The organism is Nostoc sp. C110, assembly GCF_043099725.1.
Lineage (GTDB): Bacteria > Cyanobacteriota > Cyanobacteriia > Cyanobacteriales > Nostocaceae > Nostoc > Nostoc muscorum_A.
Window position 1 is genome coordinate 5,447,345 of sequence record NZ_CP171148.1, and the last position, 25,430, is coordinate 5,472,774.

Here is a 25,430-nt window from a genome sequence, read left to right on the forward strand (position 1 = left end):
ATTGAATAACCATACTTAGCGATCGCTCATTTATTATTTCTGTATATCTAAATTGTTTAAACCACTAAGTTTAGGAAAATTTTCTAACTCAAACTCGTTTTGTATAAGCTGGGAAATATTATTTATTGTTTCAGGCAGAGCAAAAACCATAAGAGTATTGAGTGTAGTTTTTCTAATTCCCCCTGTCTGAGGTTCTGGATGACCTATATTTTGCAGGATGTCAGAGAGTTTTATTGAGGGATGAGAGTGAACGTTGAAAGTTAATCTATCTTGATTTGCAAAACGTATGTACCAATCATAGTCTGCTAGAGTATTTAGTTTAATATCTTGGTTTCCACCTAAGAATTGAGTATGTTCAATGTTAGGTCTAAATAATTCTCTTAATTCCTGCATTCCATCATCCCATTTCAACTCCTCCTCTGAAAAAATAAATTCAGAATCAACTTGCTTGACTTTTTTCTGAAATTCATACCCTCTGCAAAGACTTCGGTTCAAAAAGGCATACTGGTAGAGTATTTCTGGCATTTCTACTCCAAGAGTATATAAACTGCGTCCCTCGCAAAATGCGCGAACCTCATCACGTAATTGATTTATTAGTAGACCAATATCTTTAGTAGCAAAACTTGTGTAATCTCCTCCTTTAGCTTCAAAGGCATCAGCTTTTGCTCTGACACTAAAGGCAAGAGCTACCATTAGTGGTAATCTTTCCGGTTTGCCTATATCAATACGATTAAGTTGAGTTCGCAGCCAAGCTTCTAAATCCTCAGCTCTTTCAATAAGTTGATCTGCTTCTAATAATTCGGGCAGTATATAAGTAAATCGTTCATAGGTTTTGAGTAATTTAAAGGTTCGAGTCTCAAACTCTTCTCTACGCCTACGGGCTTCTAAATCTTTAACTTCTTCTACAATATTTTGAAAACCTGTACGCATCTCCTCACGGAGAATATTCATTTGCTGTGCTAAGTTACACTGATTACAAATTAATAATTCAAGAGTGCGGTGTTGAACAGTCAGGGCATTTTTAATACTGTTAAAGCAAGTTTGAATTTGTTCATTATTTCTGTCTAATTTATCTGAGAATACTTGAATTTGTTCATGATTTCTGTCTAATTTCTCAACACATGATTGAATCTGCTCTCGATTCCGGTCTAATTTCTTTTTGATCTTGTGAAGTTGGACAGAATTGTAAATGCCGACACCAAGATTGAGTATATTTACTCCCAAATTAGCAATGTTAAACATATCAGTAGCTGGTCTAACGGATTGAATTGTCTCTCCACTTGCTCTATAGCGGGTACACCAAGTACCTGCTTCACCTTCGACTACCTCATAATCTGAGGCATTTCCTCCCTTAAACAAATGTGGTTCTGGTCGCTGAGTAAAAGGATTAACCATAGTTGTTGTCAAAATAGACTTAATCTCCAGTATTCCCAGGAATCATTTTGTTGTATCGCTCGTTCTATACAAAAGAGCGATCGCACTCTCCCCCACAAACTTAGATAAAATCACTATGGTGCTAGTTAACCTTCCCTAAATCTGATGAAAAGCGATCGCTCCGACGGGCTATGCCTACGTGCTGGAAAAAAGATTTAAGCCACTTTTAACGGTTTTTGAGGAAAAGTAATTGGCTCTGGCAAAGGTTTTCCTTGTTCTCCATACCATTCAATCAGAGACTCAATCACTTCATGTCCATGTTTAGCGGCTTCTTCATAACTTTTGCCATGAGTATGGAATTGCTGCCAAGGGAATTCTGGTAAGTGTACCAAGTAGCAATTATCCTCATCTGACCATTGAATTACCATACTGTAGCGATCGTTCATTATTCTTCCTCTATTTCTCCTAGTTGCTTCAAAACACGATTGACTTGCTTTTCCAAGTACCGAGGTGCATCGTCTCCATCTTTTCCAGCAATGGTAACTGGTTCATCAGATATAAGTGGGTGAGTCCAGAATGTATGACTACCTTTTGCAGGACGATAGACAAACCCGGCTTTCAACAGAATTGCTTTTAACTCTCTAATTTTCTTGGGCATCTACCCTCAATCTAAATCGCCATAGTGATTATTGTCTATTAAGCGGAGGAAGCGATCGCACCCTCCCCCACAAACTTAGATAAAATCACTATGGTGCTACTTAACCCTAAATCTGATGAAAAGCGATCGCCTCTCTTCCCCTTCTTCTCTTCAACGTCCTGAACTACTTGCGCCAGCAGGTAATTGGGAATGTGCTAAAGCTGCTGTGGAAAATGGGGCAGATGCGATTTACTTCGGTTTGGATCGCTTCAACGCCAGAATGCGGGCAGAAAATTTTACTGAAGCAGATTTACCCCAATTGATGACATTTCTGCACCGTCGAGGTGTAAAAGGTTATGTCACCGTTAACACACTCATATTTCCCAAAGAATTAGCAGAAGCGCAGCAATATCTCCGCACAATTATTGCCGCAGGTGTGGATGCCGTCATTGTTCAAGATGTCGGAATTTGTCGTCTCATCCGTCACCTCTCGCCTGATTTTCCCATCCATGCTTCTACCCAAATGACCATCACCAGTGCGGCTGGGGTGGAATTTGCTAAGTCCCTCGGCTGTCAATTAGTGGTGCTGGCGCGTGAATGTTCTCTTCAGGAAATCAATAAAATTCAGCAGCAGATTGCCCAACAAGAAACTTCGCTACCCTTGGAAGTTTTTGTTCACGGTGCTTTGTGCGTGGCATATTCAGGTCAGTGTTTGACTAGCGAGGCTTTAGGCGGACGTTCTGCTAATCGAGGCGAATGTGCCCAAGCTTGCCGGATGCCCTACGATTTAATCGCTGATGGGGAAGTTGTAAATTTAAAAGAACGTAAATATTTACTCAGTCCTCAAGACTTAGCAGGGTTAGACGTTTTGCCCGATTTGGTGAAATCAGGAGTAACTTGTCTCAAAATTGAAGGTCGCCTAAAAGCTCCAGAGTATGTTGCTAATGTCACCCGTGTTTATCGGCAAGCCCTAGATCGGGTGATGGAGGAGATCCCCCCTAGCCCCCCTTCAAAAGGGGGGAAAATAGCCCCCCTTGTTAAGAGGAGTTGGGGGGATCTTCCACTTAATCAAAAACACTACAACCTAGAGATGGCATTTTCTCGCGGACTCTACACGGGTTGGTTTGGCGGGATTAATAATCAAGAATTAGTTCACGCCCGCTTTGGTAAAAAACGTGGGGTTTATTTAGGTGAAGTTATCCGCATCCACAACGAACAGGTGACAGTCAAACTGGAAGCTCCTGTAAAACCAGGGGATGGAATTGTATTTGACTGTGGTCATCCCGAAGCGAAGGAAGAAGGCGGCCGAGTTTATGCTGTGGTGTCCAAGGGTAAAGAAGCAATGCTGACCTTTGGGCGAAATAACTTGAACCTGCGCCGAGTGCATATAGGCGATCGCATTTGGAAAACCAGCGATCCCGAACTTGATAAGCAACTGCGTCAAAGTTTTGCAGGCGAGAACCCACAATTTCAGCGTCCCATTGATGTTGAGGCTTATGGAGAAATTGGTCAGCCATTGATTGCGATCGCCCGCGATCGACTCGGTAATATTGTCCAGGTAGAATCTGCAATTTCTCTGGTGGAGGCGCACACCAAACCCTTAGATACAGAACGTTTACAAGAACAATTTGGTCGTCTTGGTAACACGCCTTTCGTTTTGGAAAAACTAACCAACCACCTCAGCACTTCCCTTATGCTGCCTGTAAGTGAGTTGAACCGGATGCGGCGGGAAATTGTGGTGCAGTTGGAAGAATTGCGAAGTCAACCTAAACGCTGGCAATTACGTTCTGATGTCTCTTTCCAAGACTTACTTCCCTCCTCATCTTCCTCATCCGTCTCCTCTCCTTTACTGATCGTCTTAGTACGAAACCTCAAGCAACTCCAAGCTGCCCTCAAAGCTGGGATTGAAACACTTTACTGTGAATTTGAAGATCCCCGCGCCTACCAAGAAGCAGTGCAAATGGTTCGCCAACAACAGCAAAAAAACAAAGCAGACAATTCTTCACTTTTAACTGATAATTCAATACTCCCAACAATCTGGGTTGCACCACCCCGAATTACCAAACCTGGGGAAAATTGGATTTTGCAGCAGGTACGTGCCTGTGAAGCAGATGGCTATCTGATACGGAACTATGACCAATTGCAATTCTTTGCTCAAGACCGTTGTATTGGAGATTTTTCGCTCAACGTTGCTAACCCCTTGACAGCAGACTACTTTCAGCAACGTTATGGTTTAGAACGGTTGACGGCATCTTATGACCTGAATATTTCCCAACTGCAAGACCTGCTCACCAGTTGTCCACCACAGTGGTTTGAGGTGACAATCCATCAACATATACCGATGTTCCACATGGAACACTGCGTATTCTGTGCTTTTCTATCGACAGGTACAGATCATACTAACTGTGGGCGACCTTGTGAAAAGCAGGAAGTAAAATTAAAAGATCGTGTAGGCAGCGAACATGTCCTCAAGGCAGATGTAGGTTGTCGCAACACTGTATTTAACGGCACAGCCCAAACTGGAGCCGAGTACGTAGAACGTCTCATAGAGTTGGGATTACGTCACTTTCGTATCGAGTTTGTAAATGAAACCCCTGACCAAGTGACCAAAATAATACATCGCTATCGTCAATTATTGCAAGGTGAAATTACAGGTTCCCAACTATGGCGCGAGTTGAAGCTGCAAAATCAATTGGGCGTAACTCGTGGCCCTATGGGAGTATCTGCATTGCGCTCATAATTCATTTTATGGCGTTGCTGAATTCAGGTATGAAAATGATTTTGCGTGATTTCAAAACCCTTGTAGAGACGTTGCATTGCAACGTCTCTACACCAAGATTTATATATCTAATCAGCAACGCCCATTTTATAAATACCCAGCTTTGGAAAGATGCTTTAGCTATTACGCCGTAAGCCTCCCAAAGAGACAGGTATGATCAAATGGATTCAGATGTTCGCTAGTCCTTTTTTCGTAGCACTGTCTGGTGAGCAACAAATACAATTAATTCGCGTCGTGGAGGAATATCTCAAGCCGATGCTGTATCAACAAGAAAGTTAAACATTCAGATTATTGAATAATTCGCATCGTTGCCATTAAAGTTTAAATTGTGCGAATTTTTACTAATGCCTTAATTACGAATTAGTATCAGCTATGCATATACCTAAATTGTGCGATCGCCCTACAGCCCTTTGGACATCCTATAACAGGTGTTGGCGCAGCGATCGCCAAACATCATTTTCATTACTACTAACCATTGCCCTCACCACTTTACTAATCTCATCGCCCTCGCTAGCGCAAACCCGTGCGATACCGTCGCCTTCGAGTGCGCCTTTAGAACTAGATTTATTGACCAAGCCAAAAGACTATGTAATCACAGCTAACACAATTCATCCACAAGGATTAACTGTTCCGAGTTTATGGTGGGCACAACAAAACTCTGAGAGAAAGCTATTGGATAATTGGATAGCATATCCAGCTTCTGATAAGGAACCTGCACGAGTAGACTTGATCGTAAATCAGCAAATTTGGAGCTTACTAGAGTATATAGAGCGCTACGACTTTGTAAATCGCTTGGGTAGCGCTGCACGAAACTTTGGTTACAACGTCCGGGTATTTAACTATCAAAAGGAACCCTTAGCAACTTACACTTGTAACTTTAGTACAAGTCCAGCTTTATGCAGTATCCAAACAACTGTTAAGAACAAGATAGGCTTACAGCGTTCTCTCCAGTAAATAGTTAGGAGTTAGAGGGAAAAATTATCGCCCTTACCTCCTAATTCGCATAATGCCCAATTAAACCTTCATTTTGGCGAACAAAGACTCGTATTGTTTTATTGCAGATGGCGGTAAGGGAAGCAAAAATTCACTTTTATCCAAAACTTCGCGTAGGCGTAGCCCGTCGTAGACATCGCTCTGCAACAAACTCCGTAATGGTTCTTGGATGTCGGAAGCGGCAATATTTGTAGAAATTGGCGAATTACTTTTAGTCAGCACCGAAATTTGTTTAGCTGTACTTGGTTGCCAACAAAAATCAATCCATTGATCTGATAAAGTACCCTTATCAATACCTGCGGGACGCACCCACAAGTCCGCCCACATTGCTGTTCCTGACTGGGGTATAACTGCGCCAAGTTGCGGATAACGTCCTAAAACTTGCAGTACATCGCTTGACCAACCAACCGCTAGCCAAGTGTCTCCCACAATTAAAGGTTCTAAGTAGTTATTGGAACTGTAGAACTTCACCTGTTGGTTTAATGTCTGTAATTCCTTTTCCAAGTTTGGTACTTGGTCAAGATTCTCTGTATTGTAAGATTTGCCTAGCTTCTTTAAGACCAGACCAATAACTTCTCGTGGTTGATTAAGTAGAGAAATGCGTTGCTGCATTCCATCTCGCCACAAATCACTCCAATCTTTGGGTGTCCAACCCAATTCTCGCAACTTGTCACGGTTATAAACAATCACCGTGGTACCCCACCGATAAGGCGCACCCCACACCTTCCCTTGAGTATCCAAGTTACCTTGGTCGTCGCGTGTTACTAATTTTTTCCACTTTTCATCTAAAGCAGACCATTGCTTTAATTGGTTTCCCTGTAACTCTTGGAGTGGTTGAATCAGTTTCTGCTCAATAGCTGCTTTTAGCCAGTAATCTCCCAATGTCACGAGGTCTGCATCAGCCGTTTTTTGACCTTGCCTAAAGGGTATAAAGCGACTCCATCCTTGCTCATCGGTAGCTTTTGGTTTTTTCTGCCAATTTTGTAATTGCTGAAATAAATCCTCTATCTGCTCGACTGGGGCAAACTTTAACTGCACCTGTTGCTGCAAACCTTTGTGGAACTGATTCACCACCTGACCAGGTATAGAACCTTTTAATAACTGTACTTTTAGTTGCGTCTGCCTGTTTCCACCACAGCCAAAAAGCAGTTGTGAAAGTGCCAGTGTGCTTGTACCGAGCAAAAAAGACCGTCGATCCATTGATTTTGGATTTAAAATTTTTGATTATACCTAACCTAATATTAATCAGAGATTCACCAGAGACTGACTAGGTGAAAAAGCGGAGTTGGAAAATTATTGGAGTTTTCTGTGGTTAATACCGATAATTTGGAATATTTGACTCAAAATAGCAACTTTGTCAGCAAATTACTACCTAAAAGTGAATTTATCTCCATAAATTTCATTAGTGGTACTTGTAGTCAAACTTTACCTACGTTTAGAAATAATGATTTAAATGTCACATTTGCACCAAAAATTATCAATACTTAAATAATCCATAAGTATCGTTAAGGTTGGGAGTAAATTGAATAACATATAGAAAATCTACCGATAAAGGTATTAAATGGAGCTATTACAGCAGCAAATCCTGACTTTAAGCGAAAAACTGGATGCACTCTGTCAAGTGATTGAGCAACTTGATGCTAAAGTCACTCAAACTTTCTCAGAGTGTTCTATAGCAAATACACAAGCCAAAGATAATTATCAAGAAAATGGTGCGGCTGGAGGCTATCAGGTCAGACGTGTCAGTTTAAATCCAGAAATGGAACACAAGGATGTATTAACAGATGGTATTTATCTAGATATGCATCGTCAAAGTGGAGATAACATAACACCAGAAATTCAAATACAACGACTAACAGCGCAGTTAACAGCAGCATACAATCGCATTGCTGCCTTGGAAGAACAATTACTTAGAGAAAGAATTCATTAAATTTAACCTGAGTTCAACGAATTAAATAAATGCCTGGAGTTATGGAAGGCAAACCTTTAGGCTCAATATCAAGTGATGGTTTTGTGGGCATATATTTAAGTATAAGCAACTAATCCAGCTATCAAATTGATGAAAAGCAAAACACACTATTACGTAAGTATATGTAATAGTGTGATGTGTAAGATCGTAAACTTTTAGTGCATTCCTCACTATGAAATAATACAGTTCAGTTAAGCATCTCTCTCTTCTCTCTGCGTTCTCTGCACCTTGGCGGTTCGTTAAAAAATTGACTTTGGTAACAGAGTTTTAACCTTAACTGAACTCGTATTGCACTATGAAATAAATGAAAGTTTTTAAGAAAGCGCAGAGGGATGCAAAGTCCTGACAAATTTAATGAAATGCTGTACTTAGCCGTTCAAGCTGAGATTCAATAGCTGCTAAAAGTTGATCTTGCTGCCAATTTTGGCTAAGATGAGCGGCTATGCAAGCTGCCCCAGCACCCATACCTTCTTTCACAAAGCCCTGCTCATAAGCTCTCAGTTGAGGATAACGAGAATCAGCAAAGCTGAGATCAGTTGCTAATAGGGGAGGGGTTCTTCCATTCTGAGTCAAGTTGCCTTTTTCTAAGCTGAGGGCTAAGTCAACTGTAGCGCCAGTAGGATCTTCTGCTACCCAACGAGTTGTGCCTATTACTACTGCTTCTGGTTGCCATGATAAGGCGTAAGCTTGAGCGATCGCACTCATCAGAGCATAAACCGCCAGCATTTGCGTTCCACCGGCAAGCATTACACCACAACTACGACTAGCTGCGATCGCCATCCCAGCTACCACCACCTGCATGGGATCGCCCACAGCAGCGACGATTTTTAGCGGATCTACGGAAGTTAGGATTTGAGATTGAAATATCTCATCCTGCTCACTGCTCCCTGCTTTCTCTAGCCCTGCTTGCACTAGTGCCCACTTTTGCCCGTGGTTACAAATAGGGTGGCTACTGTTAACTTTTCCGGCAGCATCTATACCCAAAGCAGTTAAGATTGCCAGGGCAGTTGTAGTACCTCCGACAACGCACTCACCAAAAATCACATAACTCTGTTGCATATTGGCAGCAAGGCGTTCTCCCCAAAGTAGCCCTTGTTTAAACAAGTGGTGTACCGTTGTAATTTCCATAGCAGCACCTCCACTTAAACACTTAGCAGAAGCGCCACCCAAATCAATTAATGGCACAGCCGGAGGGTAGGGTAAACCAGCATTAAACAAATGAACTGGTATCTTTAGTGACTCAAAGACAGCGCGAGAAATCAGCACAGGTGAAGCCCCAGCCGCTAATGGTGGTAGGGGATGTTGGGGCTTATGCTCTGGGCCGTAGTACAAAAACTCGGCATCGGCACAAGCGGTATATTTCCGATCCTCTGGAGTCCGACCGGCTGCTGAAATCCCTGGAATTAAACCAGTTTCAGTAAATCCTAAAACACATCCAAATACGGGCAGACAACCACGATATCGTCGTAGCCATTCTTCACCTTGTTCTTTTTGGGTATAAATACGAATTTGGAAATTGGGCATTGGGAATTAGTTAGGACTAATTATTTAACCAAGGACAAAGGACAAATGACAAATGACTATCCCTCATAATCCATGAGGACTTGTACCCAGCGTGGTGGACGGGGAATAGGATTGCCCAGACGGTCAAAAAGAAACCATGCTGCGAGGTGTACCACAAAAAGGTAGATAAAGTTGTTGAGTAAAATTAGAGCGATCGCTCCCACTTGAATCAAAAATACGCTGGGACTCGCCAATAAACTCAGCTTCAAAAATACCCACTCAATGAACTCAGTCACTTGGGTAATCACATAAATCCACAGGTCTTCACCCGACAAAACAGACAGCAACCACAGTCTAAAAAAGACCCCCAAAGTACCCAACAGCGTACCCAAGGTGATAGAAACAATCCAGGGAACACGACGACGATACCATGTTGCTCCCAAAAGCACGCCCATAAACCCGTAGGGCATGACAAACAGCAAACTACGGGCTGGCCCCATCAGTACAGTCAGCAGTAACCCAGAAGTGAGTGCTGCCATCCATGCCGCACGCTTGCCCCAACGCAGATAAACTAGAGCGATGGGAACCGGAAAAAATATCCGTAAAACTGGGCCCAAGGGAAAATAGAAATTAATAAACCAAATTAAGCTAGCAGTACTGGCTAAAAATGCCGTTTCTACCATCCTCAACGGCGCATCAGCCTTGAGTTGAGGAGGCATTAACTGTTGTTCTTTGTTTAACCAATGATTGTGGGGAGTTGAAGATTCAGTTGATGGTTCTTCCTCCGGTTCATCTGGCAGAGAATCTAAAATACTCATATTTGACAAGTTCTTAAACTATCATTCTTTCCAATGCTGACAAATCGGGAATACAAATAGTGTCTTGATCCCGTTTAATCAAGCCTTTTTTTTCTAGCCTTGTCAATACTCGTGTCACAGTTTCCCGTGCCAGTCCGCTCAAACTACTCAATTCTCGATGAGGTAAATTGGGGATTTCGGTTCCTGTTTGCCCTTTTTTTCCCTGTCCCTCTGCCAAAAATAGCAAGGTATCTGCCACTCGTGACTGGCTATCAGATTCCCGCAGACGCAATCGGCGATTGACTTGCCGCAAACGTCGTGCCATTAATTGTGCTAATCGAACTCCAGCCAAGGGTTCTATCTGAAGTAACTTGACAAAATCCTGAGCAGGCATACTGCCAATTACTGTTGGGGCTAAGGTAATCACATCTGTGGAGCGAGGAACTTCATCTAACGCCGCCATTTCACCAAATAATTCCCCTTTACCAAGAATATTTAGCGTTACCTCTTTTCCTTCCAGATTGTAGGTGCGGATTTTGACCCATCCGTCCATAATAAAATACACAGAACCACCCCAGTCATTTTCTAGCAGAATTACCTGATTGGCTGGGTGAGTGCGGGTAACAAGATGGATAAGGGCTGATTCCACAGCAGGTTCTGGCAACCCTTGAAAAAAGGGAGCGGAGGTGATCATCCAGGGATTAGCCTGTGCTTGCAAGCTATATCGGTCTTCCATTACGACATTTTTATTGAAGCTGCTATGTACACACAACAAACAAGAGCGCCATTTCTAGCCTTAGTCATCAAAGCACAGCTCCCTATTAAAAGAGAAAACTAAACTATGCTACATAAGAATACGACAAGAACCTTTTTCTAAAATAATCTTTACCTATAAGTTTAAACGGGGTAAAAGTTTTGCAAAAAGTAGTTTATAGCCGACAGTTATATTGCTCAAGGGCTAGCTGCACTGCAAACTTGATTATGATGAACTACCACACACCAACCGCTAGGCGGTGTGGTCAGGGCTTCTCAATTAATCACGAATAGCCAAGAGAACATCATAGTCCTATTGTCTTGCATTCCCTCCAAGGGCGGGAGTCATGATTCTCAAGACTCAAATAAATCTTTCTTTTGCGACGTGTACCTATGAGCTTGATTTTCGCTTACGGCATTGATATCAAGATGTACAATTATACCAGAAAAAGAGTTTGTTTCCCCATGTCCATTTTCAAAAATGGGCAACCAATCAGCGGCAAAACAAAGCTTCTTAAACAAACGCTGACTCAAGATTGCCACAACTCCCAGTAATCCATAACATAATGACAGTCACAAGTCCAAGCAGAAGCTTTTGCCACTCAAAACTTCTCAGATGGGAGCTTACTTCCTCGCAGGGGTACGGTGACTGTAAATTAATTGTCACATTAGTTGATATACGTTTTTAGGTAAGGTAATAAAAGTGACTTCCAGTGCAGATGAAATTCAAAAGCTGATCGCAGACATTGACAACTTACTTGCCAGTGGTGGCAAGCGCTTGTCTAGATTTCTGCCTGGTCAGGGGCAGGAACCTAAAGAAGTTTTAGAACGAATTCGCAACTTCTTGGTGAGGCTCCAAGAAAAAGAAGCATTAGAGAGCGATATCCCAAATAATTCTTCCGAAGAACCGCGTTCGCCCTTGGGGTTGGCGGAGCCATCGCCTTTATTAACAAAATTTATTGAGCGAGGTTATAACCAGTATCCCCTACCGCCGCTCGAATCCCATCAGGAACAGAGTTCTGTTGCAGCCGGACAATTAAAAAGTGAATTTTCGAGCTTGATCCAGCCATTGCGATCGGAATTAGAAGGGCTATTGCAAGAGCGAGCCGCTCTCATGCAAGAAATTAGGCAACTAGAGCAAAGGCGATTGCAAAACTACTCCTTAGCGCAACAGTTGACGAACCAAGATCAAATGATTACCGAGTTTTTACAGGTACTCATGAATCGGCTGGTGCCAACTGTAACGCCACTGTTAGCACAACCTGGGGAAAATTCCGTTATTTCTCCAGAAGCAACTAATCACGCAACCTCTGCAACTCAACCTTTATTAGAATCAGTAGACCGTGTGGAGCAGTTAACCCAGTTAGCCAGGGAGTTGGATCAACGCCTATTATCACTAGATGGAACTGTGAATGTAGTCTTTGAGGCACTACAGCGCAATATTAATACTTATTACGAATCACTGTCGCAAGCACTGGCAAGAATGCATAGCAAGGGAATGCAAGGCGAAGAGTTGATGGCCAGCTTTCTCAACAATTTGACCCAGCATTTACAGCAACAATCCCCTATTTCGCCGCCATCTTTGCTGAGGGTAGAATCTGATATATCACCATCATTGCCTGAACCAACTGCGATCGCTGCTAAAGTTGCATCTCAACCCCTGGAGGCAATCCTGCCAGAAACTTCATCTCCACTCACAATAAATTCTGAGCAACAGGATACTACCCTCACAGAGGATCTAGATGCAGTGCTGTTGCAGCTTGGTATAGACTCGTCTCAATCTTCCGAAAACCTGACCGAATTATCGCAAGATATTTCTGCATTAGTTGGTGATGAAGTAGACCAACTTTACGCCAGTTTATTTGGTATTGGTGATGTTAATAACCCAAATATTGATGTATCGACAAATGACTTATCTGCTTCCACAGCCTCCGAATCAACATTAGAAATCGCTGAGAGTCCATCTGTCCCTCAAAACGTTGATTCTGCGGTTGTGACACCAGATACAGGTATTTCAGCTCAAGAGACTTTAGTAGAAGCCACAGATTTATTATCAGAGCCACAGGAAGAACTATTTTTTGCAGAGGATACTGAGCTAGATTCGCCTCTGAGTTTTTTTACACCACAAACAGACAGTTCCCCCACGCAACTCGACACTCAGCCAGCTAGTTTTGTTGCAGAGGATACTGAGCTAGATTCACCTCTGAGCTTTTCTACACCACAAACAGACAGTTCCCCCACGCAACTCGACACTCAGCCAGCTAGTTTTGTTGCAGAGGATACTGAGCTAGATTCGCCTCTGAGCTTTTCTACACCACAAGCAGATAGTTCCCCTACGCAACTCGATACTCAGCCAGCTAGTGTAGATACAATTAATACCCTAACTGATCTATTGACTGGTACAGGTAGTGAGCAGGAATTGCTGGAAGTATCATCCTTTATGGATAATGGCACAAGTACAGCACCAGTTACTCCGAAAGCAGCAGAAATTGCTTTGGCATACCCCTACGGGGAAGCAAGCTACGCGCAGCCTCTATTAGAGAAGCCCACCGAAGGTATCGCTCCACCGGAAATATTGAGCAACAATGCTCCGCCAGACCCTTTTTTAGATAACTACATTGCTGCTTCACCACAAGAAAACTTGCTTTCTGTTGAGTTAAACCAGACTCCAGTTGTACCTGATATTTCTTTAGATGAAGAACAGTTGCAGCAATTAGATCGAGATTTGGCTAATTTTGATCAGCAGCTAAATTCTGATTCGCAACCAGCTACCAATTTGGATATTGCCTCGGAACTAATTGATAAAACTCAAGACACAATCCCTACAACTTACCCTGAGCCGCAAACAGAAAATACCTCAACTGCGGGTTTATCAAGTTTGACAGTTACCCAGGTAGAAACTGAAGAAAAAAAGGAAATCACAACTCCTATTCAAGACAGTTTTTTATCTTCAATTTCTAACTCCATCAATAATCCAGAAGTTTCACCTAATGTTCTAGAACCACTTTGGTATTTAGGAATTGATTTAGGTACAACCGGAATTTCTGCCGCATTATTAAATCGATCAACTTTTGTTGTACATCCTATCTACTGGTCAGCAGAAAATCCGCCGGGAACAAGTTCATTCCAGGAATCATTTCGTTTGCCAACAGAGGTTTATCTTCCTACAGCTTCTATACCCCAGGGTGAAAGTGTAAATATAGAAGTCAATGAACAGACAGCACCTGCGGCTGTTGCTCAAGATAAAGCACCTGACCACTCGGTTACTCCTACAACACGTAAATCAACAGCAGATTCGACAACAAATAACCTCTACTCGGCACAGTTGAAGCCCTATTTACAAGTAGCCATTCCCTATAAGAAGGAACGGCAAAAATGGGAACCTGTTTTACAATTAAATGAATTTTCGGCAGGGCCTTTAATTTGGGTTGTGCGATCGCTCTCTAAACTACTATTGACCCTCAAATCCGAAAAAACTTGTACCACCCCTAGTTTAATGGCTGCTGCTGTTGGGATCGGCGAACAAGATTTTCCGCAGATTATCAATAATATTGCTGGTGTGATTTGCACCTGTCCATCTAGCTGGTCGGAACAATACCGCTTTAATGTGCGGGAAGCTTTACTGACGAGTAAACTCATCCAACATCCGCAGCAAGTCTTTTTTGTCGAAGAAGCGATCGCTAGTTTACTCCCAGAACTCGATGCTGCTAACGGTGAGCAAATAAAATTAAGCCAACGTCAAGGTTCTCATCCCGCAAAAACCAGCGAACATCCGATTGTTGGTAACACTCTGGTAATCAACATTGGGACAACTGCCACAGAAATGTTGCTAGTTGATGTCCCAGAAAGCTTACCGCAATTGACATACAATGATTTCATGCTCCATAGTTTTGCTTATGCTGGCAAGGGAATTGAACAAGATATTATTTGCCAGTTGCTATTACCACCTAAATCTCGGCAATCACGCCTAGAAACACAAAGCGACCGCAAAACCACTAGCAGTAATCCTTGGCAATGGCAACCGTCAATTCCCGGTTTAGACCAAATGCGTTGGCAGAGTTTAGGATTGGAAGAATTAGAACTACCGAGAGTCGGAGAACCAGATATTACCGCGCGGATTCGTCTTCAGCAGCGTCTAGAAAGTTCTCTACTGGGACAGGCGGTATTAGATGCGGCACTAGCTCTGAAGCTGATTTTGCAGCACCAAGAATCTTTTACCCTGGAATTAGCCGATCAGCAATGGATTTTGCAGCGACGAGACTTAGAAAGCCAGGTATTTATCCCCTTTGTGCGCCGCCTGAACCGAGAACTCAACAAATTATTGGTAGCTCGTGGTATTCCGACAGAATCTATTAATCAAGCTATCCTGACTGGTGGTGTGGCTTGTGTTGGGACAGTAAACCGTTGGTTAAAGCAGAAACTCCCCAGCACCAAGATTATTCAAGATTTATATCTCGGTGAAAATGGCGCTCCTAATTGCAGTCGGGTTGCTTATGGTTTAGCGATGCTGCCTTTACATCCCCAGATATTAGATATACCCAGACAACAGTACACTGATTATTTCTTATTTACCGAATTGCTGCGGCTGCTACCAGACCGTCCCTTATCTTTCGGTGAAGTTATCCAGTTATTTGAGAGTCGCGGGATAAATACTCGCACTTGTCAGCAACGCCTGCTAGCTTTTTTGGAAGGTGAACTGCCTTCAGGATTGATACCTTCAGTTATAGATTCAACTTGGCTAACCCAGAGTTCACAAGAAAATCCTGACTATCAGGCGATCGCCACAGCACCACTTTTTGAAAAACAAGGGAGCCTTACCTATCGTCCCAATTCTCAACAACTGTTGCATTTGCGTCGCTATCTAGATGCTATCAAGGCTAGTAACCAGCAATCATTAGAAGAACCATATACAGTGAATTTCGCCTTAGAGGTTCATGATTGAGACTAGTACATCCCCCTAGAAATAAGGATACTATTCAAAATTCAAAATGCTTATAACTATTAAATCTGAGCTTGCTCCAGAACAACGGGATATTGTCTCAAGCCTGACCAAGCCTGATTTTGTGTAGTTTCACAAAGGGTTAGTATTATGTCATAAGCATTTTGAATTTTGCAAAGTACTACTAGTACTTAAGTATGGTAATTTTTTGATGTGTACCATTAGCAATAGCTTTTTTATTTGATGGATGAAAATACTGTAAATTTACAATCTATAACTTCAATTGGAAGATTCTGTAAACTTTGGGTTTTCGGTTTTTATATTGTTTAAATTTTGTGTATATTAACACTCGGTGGTAAAGACAAGAGCAGTAAAAATCGTCTATCAATTATCTCCACGTCTACACTACTGATGCTAAAACCCCTGTTATAAAATAAGTTAGACCTTGTGAATAATCTTTCTCTTTATTCAGTTAATTGTTCGCAACAGCCTTTACACCCTTCAACTTTAAGCCTAAGAAAACGGTTAATTGACATTGTTGGAGCCATTGTAGGGCTAATAATCACGTTTCTGGTAGCAATCCCTGTGGCGATTGCTACCTTTATTCATGAGCCAAGTCCAATATTTTATTCTCAAATTCGCTGTGGTTTGAATGGAAAAACTTTTCGCATCTGGAAATTCCGCTCCATGATTGTAGATGCTGATAAAGTCAAGCATTTGGTTAAAAATCAAGCCAAAGGTCACATCTTTAAATCTGTTGACGATCCTCGCATTACTCCTATGGGTAAATTTTTGCGGCGTACCAGTTTAGATGAATTTCCCCAATTTTGGAATGTTCTGGTAGGGGAAATGAGTTTAGTTGGTACTCGTCCACCCACTCCTGATGAAGTCAGCAATTACGATCCACATCACTGGGATAGATTACGAGTCAAACCAGGCATTACCGGAGAATGGCAGGCTAATGGTCGTTCGAGTATTACAGACTTTGAAACCATTGTCAAAATGGATATAGATTATCAACGCAAGTGGTCTGTAAGTTATGACCTGAGTTTGATTATTAAAACTATCTCAGTAGTATTGAAAAAAACTGGTGCTTATTGAATTTTTCATTAGTTTTTCTCTTGTGTTCCCTTATCTCTATTTCTTATTCAACCCTTAACACCGCTACCCGTTTCTGTGGGTACAATGTAACGTTGTAAAAATAAAAATAGTAACAATACTGGAGCGATCGCAATTATAGAACCAGCAGCTACCAACCGCCAGTCAAGAGAAAATGTCCCTGCTAGCTTTGCGACTCCCAAAGGAAGAGTGTATAAATTTTCGTCTTGGATGACAATTAAAGGCCACAAAAAGTCACTCCAAGCACCAATGAATACGAAAATAGCTAAAGTTACTAATGCTGGGCGAACTGCTGGTAACATCACATGCCACCACAAACCTAACTCCGAACTGCCATCCATTCGGGCGGCTTCTTCTATCTCTTTGGGGACACTCATGAAAGCTTGGCGCAACAGAAAAATGCCAAAGGCAGAAGCTAAACTCGGAAAAATCATCCCTAAATAACTATTTCTCAAACCCAACTGGACTGTCAAAATATAGAGGGGAATCATCACGATTTGGAAGGGAATCATAATCGTCGAGACAATCGCCACAAAAATCCAGTCTCGCCCCACAAATGACAATCTTGCCAAGGGATAGGCAGCTAAAGCGCAAAACAGCAGATTTAAGCCCACAGTCAGCACTGACACCAAAGTGCTGTTATACAGGTATTGCCCAAAAGGTAGAGAGTTCCAGACACTAAAGAAGTTATCTAGTGTCGGTGACGCAGGCAATAGCTGTGGCGGCGACTGCAAGATATTTTCCGTCGGCGATTTCAACGCTGTGCTAATTAGCCACAGTAAAGGAAAGAGCATCACCAGTGCGATCGCTCCCAATAGCGCATACATTAGCAGATTTTGCGATCGTGATTTTTTCCAGTTCAGCATTTGATTAATAACCTAAATACTCTAAATTGATTATGCTTAGGAGCTTACTACAATAACAAAATTCAATAAGTCGGAATCTAAATCCATATAGATGTAGAGAGTAGAGACGTAAAATCTTACGCCTCTACATAGTTTTGGTTGCAAAACTTATAACTTTGATACATCAAATCAGCAACACCAAAATTCGTATCTAATCAAATAGGCTTATAGCCTATCATCCTACAGTTTTAAGCCAATTCACAGTGGTTAATCTTCAACCGCTACATAAGGTTGTGGTTCCAGCAAACGTTGGGCAATTTGTTCTCGTCGATACTTTGCAAGTTCGCTGTAAAGCCTCTTGCGAGAGAGATTCACACTTCCAACAGGCTCATGGTCTAGCAGTGTATGCCAAGGGGAAAACAACATCCCCTCATCCAAGCGTTTGCGTTCTTCAAAATCAAATTTCTGACTAAAAATGCGAACAGTTGCAACTTTAACAAACGGTGAATCTGCTTCTTGCCATTCTTTAACATGGTCTTCAATGGGCGTTTTTTCATCATCTACATAAAACTGAATGAAGAAGTCAAAAGATGCTTCTTTACCTTCTTCAGTCAAATATTTGACTATTGCTTCCCGGAGGTAATTTTCTGATTCTGGAAGTTTTTCGGGTGGTTGTTCAGGCTGTTGACATTTGACAGACAATCTTACAATGCGATTTCCAAACTTAAAAGGAGCCATACTCCAATATTGAATCAAAAGCGGATTTCCTACTTTCTGGCTGCCAATCTTTTGCAAGATTGCAAAGGCATAACCAAGTTCCTGGATGCGCTCTGGGCTAAGTTGTCCACTACCTGCTCTCGAAAGATCGGCGTAATCACGAACATCTTTGGTCAAGAAAATAGGATAATTGTTGAGGATAAAATCTTGAGTTTTTTCTTCATCATCCAGCACTTTTTGCCCGTCTACATTCATCACCTTGATGGCAATACCGCGAACATCTGGCTGGCTATCGGAGTGGAATTTACCACGCTTTTCAGGAGAACCACCACTAGAGAAACGAATCCATGCAGGATAGGTTTGGGGTTTTTTGAACAAACCTACTCTCAAGTCTTCAGGAAGATTGGGCTCAATAATAAACTCTCCTCCAAGGAGTCCATGACTTTTGCTATGAATTTGGCGGAGGTCTGGGCCTGTTTTTTGTTGAGCTTGGAGGCTAGTTGCTATTATCTCGTCGATTATTGCTTCCTGCTCAGTGGTAGATGACGTTGGATTAGTCATAAAACATTTGATAATGTGTCTTCATTATCCTGAATGCTTCAACCTTTCCGAGTCAATCCGGTTTCGGTAGAAATAGCTTGTAGTGGTTTATCCCAGGATTCAATAGGTATTTGGGATAAATAGGCGAAATCAAAGACAATTCCGATAGTCGGTTTTGTCTGCCACTGCGGTAAACTGAGCAAGCGATCGTAATATCCGCCGCCATAGCCCAGGCGATATCCTTGATAGTCACAAGCTATACTGGGGACAAGAATCAAATCCACTTCGGCAGCATTTAAGATTGGAGCGTCAGGGTGCGGTTCAATAATGCCATAAGCGCCACTTTGAATAGAATCTTTAGGTGTCCAAATATGCCAACACAAGGATTTATCAACGCAGCGAGGAAATCCCCAACGGTATTTGGTATTTGCAAATAGTGGACTGAGGTCAGGTTCTTGGCGAAAGCTAAAATAAGCGAGTATTGTTTTTGCTTGGGTAAATAAAGTAGAGTTTTGTAAATGAAAGCATAAGCGATCGCTTTTTTCTCTCCATTCTTCAACAGACATTGATTGGCGTGTTTTGAGTAGAGTGCGGCGTAGTTTTGCTTTATTTAGTTGATGATTAACTTTATCCATGAAAATTTATAGCCTCAAACAAATAAGCTGGGCATCGCCCAGCTTATAACACCCTACATTCACTAATACATTGTTATGCGGCGTGTTGACGATACCACTCAATGGTATTCTTTAACCCTTCCTGAAAGCCCACCTGAGCAGTGAAATTAAAGGCTTGCTTTGCCCGTTCAGTATCCAAACAACGACGGGGTTGACCATTAGGCTTGTCAGTTTGCCAAACAATTTCACCCTTAAACTCCATCAATTCACAGATTAGAGTTATTAAATCAAGAATGGAGATTTCATAACCCGTTCCCAAGTTAACTGGTTCCGATTCGTTATAGAATTGAGTCCCCATAACAATCCCCCGCGCTGCATCTTCTGAATACAGAAACTCGCGGGTGGGACTACCATCACCCCAAACTGGGAGTTGCTTTTCTCCCTTAATTTGGGCTTCGTGAACTTTGCGAATTAATGCTGGAATAACGTGGGAACTTCCGGGGTCAAAGTTATCTTCTGGGCCATATAAATTCACTGGCAGTAGGTAAATTCCATTAAAACCGTACTGCTGGCGGTAAGATTGCAATTGGACTAAAAGCGCTTTTTTCGCAATTCCGTAGGGGGCGTTGGTTTCTTCTGGGTAGCCATTCCAAAGATCGTCTTCTTTAAATGGCACTGGGGTAAATTTAGGATAGGCGCAGATAGTGCCAACACATACGAATTTTTCTACTCCAGCTTGATAGGCAGCGTGAATTAGGTGCGTACCCATGATCAAGTTATCGTAGAATAACTCTGCGGGTTTTTCGCGGTTTAGACCGATGCCACCCACATGAGCTGCTAAGTGGATAATTATGTCTTGCTGGTCAACTGCCCGTTGGCTATTTTCCCAGACACGCAGATCACAATCGCGCGATCGCACTACTGTAATCTTCTCACGATCAGCCCCTGCTTTACACAGTTGATCTATCACCTGACGACCTAGAAACCCCGACCCACCAGTGACGAGAATTCGTTGATTTTTTAGTTCTAAGGCGGTCATATTTTTATCCTCTGTGGTGCAAATCAGAAGTGCAAAGCGCCTAGTTCTTGACGAACAGTGGCAATATCCAATGGAAATTGCGAACCTTTTCCATTGGGTGAAGTATGACCCAATGCTTGTAAGTCTGCTTCTACCATTAAGGAAACTAATTCTTCAAAGGTTACTGATGTTTTCCAGCCCAACTGCTGGCGTGCTTTTGTAGCATCGCCAATCAACAAATCTACCTCAGATGGACGCAGGTAACGCTCATCAAACTCTACATAATCTTGCCAATTGAGATTTACGTAACTAAATGCTAGTTCCAAAAATTCTCGCACTGAATGGGTTTCACCAGTAGCAATTACATAATCTTCTGGCTGGTCTTGTTGTAACATCAACCACATTGCTTTCACGTAATCCTTCGCGTAGCCCCAATCTCGCTTAGAGTCTAGATTACCCATGTAAATCTTTTTCTGCTTGCCAGCAACTATACCGGCAACTGCTCTAGTAATTTTGCGAGTTACAAAAGTTTCACCACGTCTTGGCGACTCGTGGTTAAAAAGTATACCATTGCAAGCAAACAAATCGTAAGACTCACGATAATTTACAGTTTGCCAGTGGGCGTAAACTTTTGCACAGGCGTAAGGACTGCGGGGATAAAAGGGCGTTGTCTCACTTTGGGGTATTGCTTGTACTAAACCATACATTTCTGAAGAACCCGCCTGGTAAAATCGCACCTGAATTCCAGTCCGGTGTTGGTAGTCTCGAATTGCTTCCAACAGACGCAGTGTCCCCATTCCTACAGCATCCACTGTATATTCTGGTGAATCAAAGCTTACTCTGACATGGGATTGAGCGCCGAGGTTGTAAATTTCTACTGGTTTGACTTCTTCTAAAATACGTCGCAACGTCGTACCATCTGTCAAGTCACCATAGTGAAGAAACAACCGCACTCCCTGTTTGTGGGGGTCTTCGTAAATGTGATCGATGCGGTCTGTGTTGAAGGTAGAAGTCCGGCGAATGATGCCATGAACCTCATAGCCTTGTTCCAGTAAAAACTCACTTAGATATGAACCATCTTGACCAGTGATACCAGTAATCAACGCTCGCTTCTGTTGCGTCATGCTCAATTATCCCTTGTATATGTATTAAAAAGTTACAGCCAATCTGATACAACCTAGCAGTTAATCGCTAAATTGCCTAACGGGAAACCTACGAGTTCTTGTTGTTATGAGACTTTTTTCCGTAAATAAATATACTTAATAAAAAGTAATTTAACACCTAAGTTAAACCTTAGATAGACCAAGATTTTTTAAGTATGTATATTTTTCTTTTACCAGATATATCAAGATTCTTTTTGTGTACGTTATTTTTTTGTCAAAATTTCATATATGTCTGGTTTTGTGAAGACTGAATAAAATAGGTATTTGAAATTAGAATTTTAGGGGCATTAACTGCCCCACAGAATCGCCCCTAAGTATTGACTCAGTATGCCCCGTTATTTTTGGGTAGAATAACTACATCAACAGTTTTCAAGATGATCCATAAATCAAGCCAGAAATTCCTAAATTTGACATAATGCAGGTCTATTTGGACTCGCCGAGGATAGGGAATGTCATTACGCCCAGATACCTGCCACAAACCAGTAATTCCTGGACGAATTGTTAAAATCTCATCAATGTGACAACCGTATTTTGGTAGTTCTTCTGCTACTAAGGGCCGGGGACCGACTACACTCATGTCCCCTTTTAAAACGTTCCAGAACTGGGGAAATTCGTCTAAGCTAGTAATTCGCAAAAATTGACCAATTTTGGTAATCCGGGGGTCTTGTTTCAGCTTAAAACTGCTTTCAAATTCTTGTCGCAATTCGGGCGATGTTTCCATCATCTGCATGAGGATTTCGTCTGCATTGCTTACCATTGTTCGGAATTTAATACAATTAAACGCTTTGTAATTTTTTCCTACCCGTTCCTGGACATAAAATATTGGGCCTTCTGAGCTGAAGGCAATCAGCAAGGCCAAAATTAAGTAGACGGGGAAGAACAAAATCAATACCGACAGCGAAAACACTATATCGAACAGTCGTTTGGCAAACTCTCCGTTTAAACCCTGAAAAGATAAACCTTTGGGTTTAACTTTTGGCGTCTTTGTTTTTTGACCGCGTTTTAAGAAAGTACGCGTAGACGCTCTAGTGTCTTGCCGTACGCCTCGCTTGCCGGAGAGGAGTGAGCTCTGGGCAGTCATCATACTCCTTAATAATCCACACCACACATAGTCCCAATATTAAAGCCAAAATGATGTGCTTCTGGGGAAAATTGCCAAAAGCCTAAAAAAATAAGACATTAACCAAGACCATCATTCCGAAAACGGTCTTTTTCGTTGCACTTGTTTACAAAATTTAGATAACGATCTGCAAAGATTTGCGGTGAGAACTGCGCGGCGTGCGATCGCATATACTCGGAACTGAACGAACCCTCATACACTTCAAACTTTTCTACTGCCTCCACTAAAGCCGCCTCTGTTTGCGTCTTGAAGAATATACCTGTCCCTGTATCTACACAAGAGCGGATATCTCGCACTGTTTCGAGAGCCCCTCCTGCACCGTAGGCAATTACTGGTGTACCACAGGCTTGTGCTTCCACTAGGGCAATCCCAAAATCTTCACAAGCTGCATACACAAAGGCCTTAGCCCTAGACATATATTTTTTTACCACATTATCGGGTTGCCATCCCAGTATTTGGATATTAGAGTTTGCCATCTCGCGAATCTTATTCATTTCATCTCCTGTACCAATGACTACTAATGGTCGTTTTAGTTGATTAAAAGCCTTGACAATCAACGATATTTGCTTGTAACTCACTAAGCGGGAAACTGTCAGGTAGAAGTCGTCTTTCTCAGACAGAAATGGAAATTCCGCGATATTCACTGGTGGATAAATGACTGTTGCTTCTCGCCGATAGCAACGCCAAATCCGCCGAGCCGTATGTTGCGAGTTAGCAATGAAGTAATCAACGCGATTGGCACTCAATACATCCCACTGGCGCAAACGATGTAATAAATATCGCGTCACCCACCCAGGTAAGCCACTACCCAGTTTGCTGTAGCGAAGATAATCAAAGGTCAAGTCCCAGGCATAGCGCATAGGGCTGTGACAGTAGCAAATATGCATCTGTTCGGGAGTGGTAAGGATTCCTTTGGCAACAGCGTGAGATGAAGACAGAATTACGTCATAATGCCGCAAATCAAGTTGTTCAATTGCCAAAGGCCACAAAGGCAAGTATTTTTGTATACCGTTGCGGGCAGATGGAAAGTTTTGGAGAAACGTCTTGCCAATTTGACGTTTATATAAATAACTTTCTTTATTGCTGGATTCAAAATCGATCAGAGCATACAAATCAGCATCAATGTGATTCAAAATTTCTCGGACAACGAGTTCAGAACCACCGGTGGCTTTGGGTGTCAGCCACTCATGAACCAGAGCATATTTCAAGGGCACAGCTAACTTGAATAAATGGAAGATACAAAGGCTAACTTGATGACGTTAACTGAAAAGTTTCCCCTTGTGATTAATTAATGGGAAGCGCCCCAGATTAGCACATAAGACGCAATTTTTCCGTTAGAGGTTCCAGATGGATGATAACCTCAGATTGGGTATGGGGCATTGGGCATTGGGCATTGGGCATTGGGCATTATTATTCCTCTGCTCCTTCATCTCTCCCACTTGCTTCCTCACTCCCTACTCCTGTAACGACAACTGATATGCAAAAGGTGAATTTATGCGAATTCTAATTATGGGTGGTACTCGGTTCATTGGTGTCTATTTGACTCAATTACTAGTGGAACAAGGACATGAGGTGGTGCTGTTCAATCGGGGAAATCGGCCAGCACCTTCTTTACAGGGAGTAGGACAAATTATAGGCGATCGCACTGACCCTACCCAATTAAAAGCAAAGTTATCACAAGAAAGCTTTGATGTCATTTTTGACAATAATGGGCGAGAACTTACTGATACTCAACCACTTGCAGAGATTTTTCAAGGTCGAGTGCAACATTTTGTGTATATGAGTTCTGCCGGAGTGTATCTCAAATCCGATCAACTACCCCATGTCGAAGGAGATTTAGTAGATCCCAAAAGTCGCCATAAGGGTAAGCATGAAACAGAAGCTTATTTAACTCAATTGGGATTGCCCTTTACTTCCATTCGTCCTACTTATATTTACGGGCCTCGTAATTATAATGAGTTAGAAGGGTGGTTTTTTGACAGAATTGTGCGCGATCGCCCCATTCCCATCCCTGGAAATGGCTTGCATATCACCCAGCTAGGTCACGTAAAAGACTTGGCAAAAGCTTTGACTCAGGTTTTGGGCAATAAACAAGCCGTAGGACAGATTTATAATATCTCAGGCGATCGCTTTGTCACCTTTGATGGTTTAGCCCGTGCTAGTGCTGTAGCGGCTGGCAAATCACCCGATGCTGTAAAAATCGTCCATTACGACCCGAAAAAGTTTGATTTTGGTAAGCGCAAAGCTTTTCCGATGCGGGTGCAGCATTTCTTTGCTTCGGTGAATAAAGCGCAAAGAGAATTAAACTGGCAGCCTGAATATGATTTGATTTCTGGGTTGCAAGACTCTTTGGAAAATGATTATTTGGCTAATGCAAAAGATAAAGCCGAAGTAGATTTTTCTGTAGATGACGAGATTTTACAAGCTGTTTAAAAACAAGATTCCCGCTTTTTTATCGAAGTCGGGAATCTCAAACTTAGCCAAAAGGAAGAATTTTTTCTTTTACCTGGGGAAGACGCAATTCATCGCGTCTTCAGTTTTTACTTGAAT

21 protein-coding genes are annotated in these 25,430 nt (G+C 42.2%); 7 read left to right on the top strand and 14 right to left on the bottom strand.

Annotated features, from left to right (window positions below):
- Window positions 1–33 precede the first annotated feature (33 nt).
- From ACFFRD_RS28385 to ACFFRD_RS28395, 3 genes are all read right to left on the bottom strand, one after another.
- The gene (locus ACFFRD_RS28385; RefSeq protein WP_392478963.1) at window positions 34–1,242 is read right to left on the bottom strand and encodes a hypothetical protein; all 1,209 of its coding nucleotides are present in this window, start codon (window positions 1,240–1,242) and stop codon (window positions 34–36) included.
- Window positions 1,243–1,589: 347 nt separating this feature from the next.
- On the bottom strand, window positions 1,590–1,820 hold the full coding sequence (locus ACFFRD_RS28390; RefSeq protein ID WP_392478965.1) for a type II toxin-antitoxin system HicB family antitoxin: 231 nt from the start codon (window positions 1,818–1,820) through the stop codon (window positions 1,590–1,592).
- Window positions 1,820–2,032, bottom strand: a complete 213-nt coding sequence (locus tag ACFFRD_RS28395; protein ID WP_335040419.1) for a type II toxin-antitoxin system HicA family toxin — start codon at window positions 2,030–2,032, stop codon at window positions 1,820–1,822. Before ACFFRD_RS28395 ends, ACFFRD_RS28390 begins: the two co-directional genes overlap by 1 nt.
- 115 nt (window positions 2,033–2,147) lie before the next feature.
- On the opposite strand from ACFFRD_RS28395, the gene ACFFRD_RS28400 reads away from it, so the two are divergent.
- From ACFFRD_RS28400 to ACFFRD_RS28410, 3 genes are all read left to right on the top strand, one after another.
- Complete coding sequence (locus ACFFRD_RS28400; RefSeq protein ID WP_392478966.1) at window positions 2,148–4,751, top strand: DUF3656 domain-containing protein; 2,604 nt, start codon at window positions 2,148–2,150, stop codon at window positions 4,749–4,751.
- 192 nt (window positions 4,752–4,943) lie between these two features.
- Window positions 4,944–5,069 (top strand): hypothetical protein, encoded by a 126-nt coding sequence (locus ACFFRD_RS28405; protein ID WP_392478968.1) that lies wholly within the window; start codon window positions 4,944–4,946, stop codon window positions 5,067–5,069.
- Window positions 5,070–5,162: 93 nt separating this feature from the next.
- Window positions 5,163–5,744 carry a hypothetical protein gene (locus ACFFRD_RS28410; protein WP_392478969.1) on the top strand — a complete coding sequence of 194 codons (582 nt, stop codon included), beginning with the start codon at window positions 5,163–5,165 and terminating at the stop codon, window positions 5,742–5,744.
- Between the two features lie 60 nt (window positions 5,745–5,804).
- Here ACFFRD_RS28410 and ACFFRD_RS28415 read toward each other — a convergent pair whose 3' ends face one another.
- Window positions 5,805–6,983 (bottom strand): extracellular solute-binding protein, encoded by a 1,179-nt coding sequence (locus tag ACFFRD_RS28415; protein WP_392478970.1) that lies wholly within the window; start codon window positions 6,981–6,983, stop codon window positions 5,805–5,807.
- A gap of 361 nt (window positions 6,984–7,344) precedes the next feature.
- Between ACFFRD_RS28415 and ACFFRD_RS28420 the strand changes: the two genes are divergently transcribed.
- A complete protein-coding gene (locus tag ACFFRD_RS28420; RefSeq protein WP_392478972.1) occupies window positions 7,345–7,713 on the top strand; it encodes a hypothetical protein in 369 nt (122 codons plus the stop codon).
- 390 nt (window positions 7,714–8,103) lie between these two features.
- Here the strand turns inward: ACFFRD_RS28420 and cobT are convergent, their stop codons facing one another.
- From cobT to ACFFRD_RS28435, 3 genes are read right to left on the bottom strand one after another with little or no spacing between them, the layout of a single operon-like run.
- Window positions 8,104–9,276, bottom strand: a complete 1,173-nt coding sequence (gene cobT / locus ACFFRD_RS28425) for a nicotinate mononucleotide-dependent phosphoribosyltransferase CobT (protein WP_392478974.1) — start codon at window positions 9,274–9,276, stop codon at window positions 8,104–8,106.
- A 56-nt stretch (window positions 9,277–9,332) separates the two neighbouring features.
- Window positions 9,333–10,073 carry a DUF2232 domain-containing protein gene (locus tag ACFFRD_RS28430; protein ID WP_114082242.1) on the bottom strand — a complete coding sequence of 247 codons (741 nt, stop codon included), beginning with the start codon at window positions 10,071–10,073 and terminating at the stop codon, window positions 9,333–9,335.
- A gap of 13 nt (window positions 10,074–10,086) precedes the next feature.
- A complete protein-coding gene (locus ACFFRD_RS28435; RefSeq protein ID WP_012409873.1) occupies window positions 10,087–10,788 on the bottom strand; it encodes a Crp/Fnr family transcriptional regulator in 702 nt (233 codons plus the stop codon).
- Window positions 10,789–11,508: 720 nt separating this feature from the next.
- Between ACFFRD_RS28435 and ACFFRD_RS28440 the strand changes: the two genes are divergently transcribed.
- Both ACFFRD_RS28440 and ACFFRD_RS28445 read left to right on the top strand, forming a co-directional pair.
- On the top strand, window positions 11,509–15,747 hold the full coding sequence (locus ACFFRD_RS28440) for a hypothetical protein (protein WP_392478977.1): 4,239 nt from the start codon (window positions 11,509–11,511) through the stop codon (window positions 15,745–15,747).
- Between the two features lie 444 nt (window positions 15,748–16,191).
- Window positions 16,192–16,845 carry a sugar transferase gene (locus ACFFRD_RS28445; protein ID WP_392478979.1) on the top strand — a complete coding sequence of 218 codons (654 nt, stop codon included), beginning with the start codon at window positions 16,192–16,194 and terminating at the stop codon, window positions 16,843–16,845.
- A 47-nt stretch (window positions 16,846–16,892) separates the two neighbouring features.
- Here the strand turns inward: ACFFRD_RS28445 and ACFFRD_RS28450 are convergent, their stop codons facing one another.
- The 7 genes from ACFFRD_RS28450 to ACFFRD_RS28480 form a co-directional block, all read right to left on the bottom strand.
- Window positions 16,893–17,729 carry a carbohydrate ABC transporter permease gene (locus ACFFRD_RS28450; protein WP_179074715.1) on the bottom strand — a complete coding sequence of 279 codons (837 nt, stop codon included), beginning with the start codon at window positions 17,727–17,729 and terminating at the stop codon, window positions 16,893–16,895.
- Between the two features lie 246 nt (window positions 17,730–17,975).
- Window positions 17,976–18,986, bottom strand: coding sequence for a catalase family protein (locus ACFFRD_RS28455; protein WP_392478982.1), 1,011 nt, complete (start codon window positions 18,984–18,986; stop codon window positions 17,976–17,978).
- A 38-nt stretch (window positions 18,987–19,024) separates the two neighbouring features.
- Window positions 19,025–19,600 carry a 5-formyltetrahydrofolate cyclo-ligase gene (locus ACFFRD_RS28460; RefSeq protein ID WP_392478984.1) on the bottom strand — a complete coding sequence of 192 codons (576 nt, stop codon included), beginning with the start codon at window positions 19,598–19,600 and terminating at the stop codon, window positions 19,025–19,027.
- A 73-nt stretch (window positions 19,601–19,673) separates the two neighbouring features.
- The gene (locus ACFFRD_RS28465) at window positions 19,674–20,618 is read right to left on the bottom strand and encodes a GDP-L-fucose synthase family protein (protein WP_392478986.1); all 945 of its coding nucleotides are present in this window, start codon (window positions 20,616–20,618) and stop codon (window positions 19,674–19,676) included.
- A 23-nt stretch (window positions 20,619–20,641) separates the two neighbouring features.
- Window positions 20,642–21,721 carry a GDP-mannose 4,6-dehydratase gene (gene gmd / locus ACFFRD_RS28470; protein WP_114082249.1) on the bottom strand — a complete coding sequence of 360 codons (1,080 nt, stop codon included), beginning with the start codon at window positions 21,719–21,721 and terminating at the stop codon, window positions 20,642–20,644.
- 361 nt (window positions 21,722–22,082) lie between these two features.
- Entirely contained in the window at window positions 22,083–22,841 is a 759-nt protein-coding gene (locus ACFFRD_RS28475; RefSeq protein WP_114082250.1) for a sugar transferase, read from the bottom strand.
- Window positions 22,842–22,939: 98 nt separating this feature from the next.
- Window positions 22,940–24,094, bottom strand: coding sequence for a glycosyltransferase (locus ACFFRD_RS28480; protein ID WP_392478988.1), 1,155 nt, complete (start codon window positions 24,092–24,094; stop codon window positions 22,940–22,942).
- Window positions 24,095–24,374: 280 nt separating this feature from the next.
- Here ACFFRD_RS28480 and ACFFRD_RS28485 point away from each other — a divergent pair, with 280 nt between their 5' ends.
- Window positions 24,375–25,313 (top strand): NAD-dependent epimerase/dehydratase family protein, encoded by a 939-nt coding sequence (locus ACFFRD_RS28485; RefSeq protein ID WP_392478990.1) that lies wholly within the window; start codon window positions 24,375–24,377, stop codon window positions 25,311–25,313.
- Window positions 25,314–25,430: the final 117 nt, after the last annotated feature.

Excerpts from the sequence above, each read along its gene's own strand:
- ACFFRD_RS28385 (WP_392478963.1), bottom strand. The coding sequence starts at position 1,242 with ATGTTTAACATTGCTAATTTGGGAGTAAATATACTCAATCTTGGTGTC.
- ACFFRD_RS28390 (WP_392478965.1), bottom strand. The coding sequence starts at position 1,820 with ATGAACGATCGCTACAGTATGGTAATTCAATGGTCAGATGAGGATAAT.
- ACFFRD_RS28395 (WP_335040419.1), bottom strand. The coding sequence starts at position 2,032 with ATGCCCAAGAAAATTAGAGAGTTAAAAGCAATTCTGTTGAAAGCCGGG.
- ACFFRD_RS28400 (WP_392478966.1), top strand. The coding sequence starts at position 2,148 with ATGAAAAGCGATCGCCTCTCTTCCCCTTCTTCTCTTCAACGTCCTGAA.
- ACFFRD_RS28405 (WP_392478968.1), top strand. The coding sequence starts at position 4,944 with ATGATCAAATGGATTCAGATGTTCGCTAGTCCTTTTTTCGTAGCACTG.
- ACFFRD_RS28410 (WP_392478969.1), top strand. The coding sequence starts at position 5,163 with ATGCATATACCTAAATTGTGCGATCGCCCTACAGCCCTTTGGACATCC.
- ACFFRD_RS28415 (WP_392478970.1), bottom strand. The coding sequence starts at position 6,983 with ATGGATCGACGGTCTTTTTTGCTCGGTACAAGCACACTGGCACTTTCA.
- ACFFRD_RS28420 (WP_392478972.1), top strand. The coding sequence starts at position 7,345 with ATGGAGCTATTACAGCAGCAAATCCTGACTTTAAGCGAAAAACTGGAT.
- cobT (WP_392478974.1), bottom strand. The coding sequence starts at position 9,276 with ATGCCCAATTTCCAAATTCGTATTTATACCCAAAAAGAACAAGGTGAA.
- ACFFRD_RS28430 (WP_114082242.1), bottom strand. The coding sequence starts at position 10,073 with ATGAGTATTTTAGATTCTCTGCCAGATGAACCGGAGGAAGAACCATCA.
- ACFFRD_RS28435 (WP_012409873.1), bottom strand. The coding sequence starts at position 10,788 with ATGGAAGACCGATATAGCTTGCAAGCACAGGCTAATCCCTGGATGATC.
- ACFFRD_RS28450 (WP_179074715.1), bottom strand. The coding sequence starts at position 17,729 with ATGCTGAACTGGAAAAAATCACGATCGCAAAATCTGCTAATGTATGCG.
- ACFFRD_RS28455 (WP_392478982.1), bottom strand. The coding sequence starts at position 18,986 with ATGACTAATCCAACGTCATCTACCACTGAGCAGGAAGCAATAATCGAC.
- ACFFRD_RS28460 (WP_392478984.1), bottom strand. The coding sequence starts at position 19,600 with ATGGATAAAGTTAATCATCAACTAAATAAAGCAAAACTACGCCGCACT.
- ACFFRD_RS28465 (WP_392478986.1), bottom strand. The coding sequence starts at position 20,618 with ATGACCGCCTTAGAACTAAAAAATCAACGAATTCTCGTCACTGGTGGG.
- gmd (WP_114082249.1), bottom strand. The coding sequence starts at position 21,721 with ATGACGCAACAGAAGCGAGCGTTGATTACTGGTATCACTGGTCAAGAT.
- ACFFRD_RS28475 (WP_114082250.1), bottom strand. The coding sequence starts at position 22,841 with ATGACTGCCCAGAGCTCACTCCTCTCCGGCAAGCGAGGCGTACGGCAA.
- ACFFRD_RS28485 (WP_392478990.1), top strand. The coding sequence starts at position 24,375 with ATGCGAATTCTAATTATGGGTGGTACTCGGTTCATTGGTGTCTATTTG.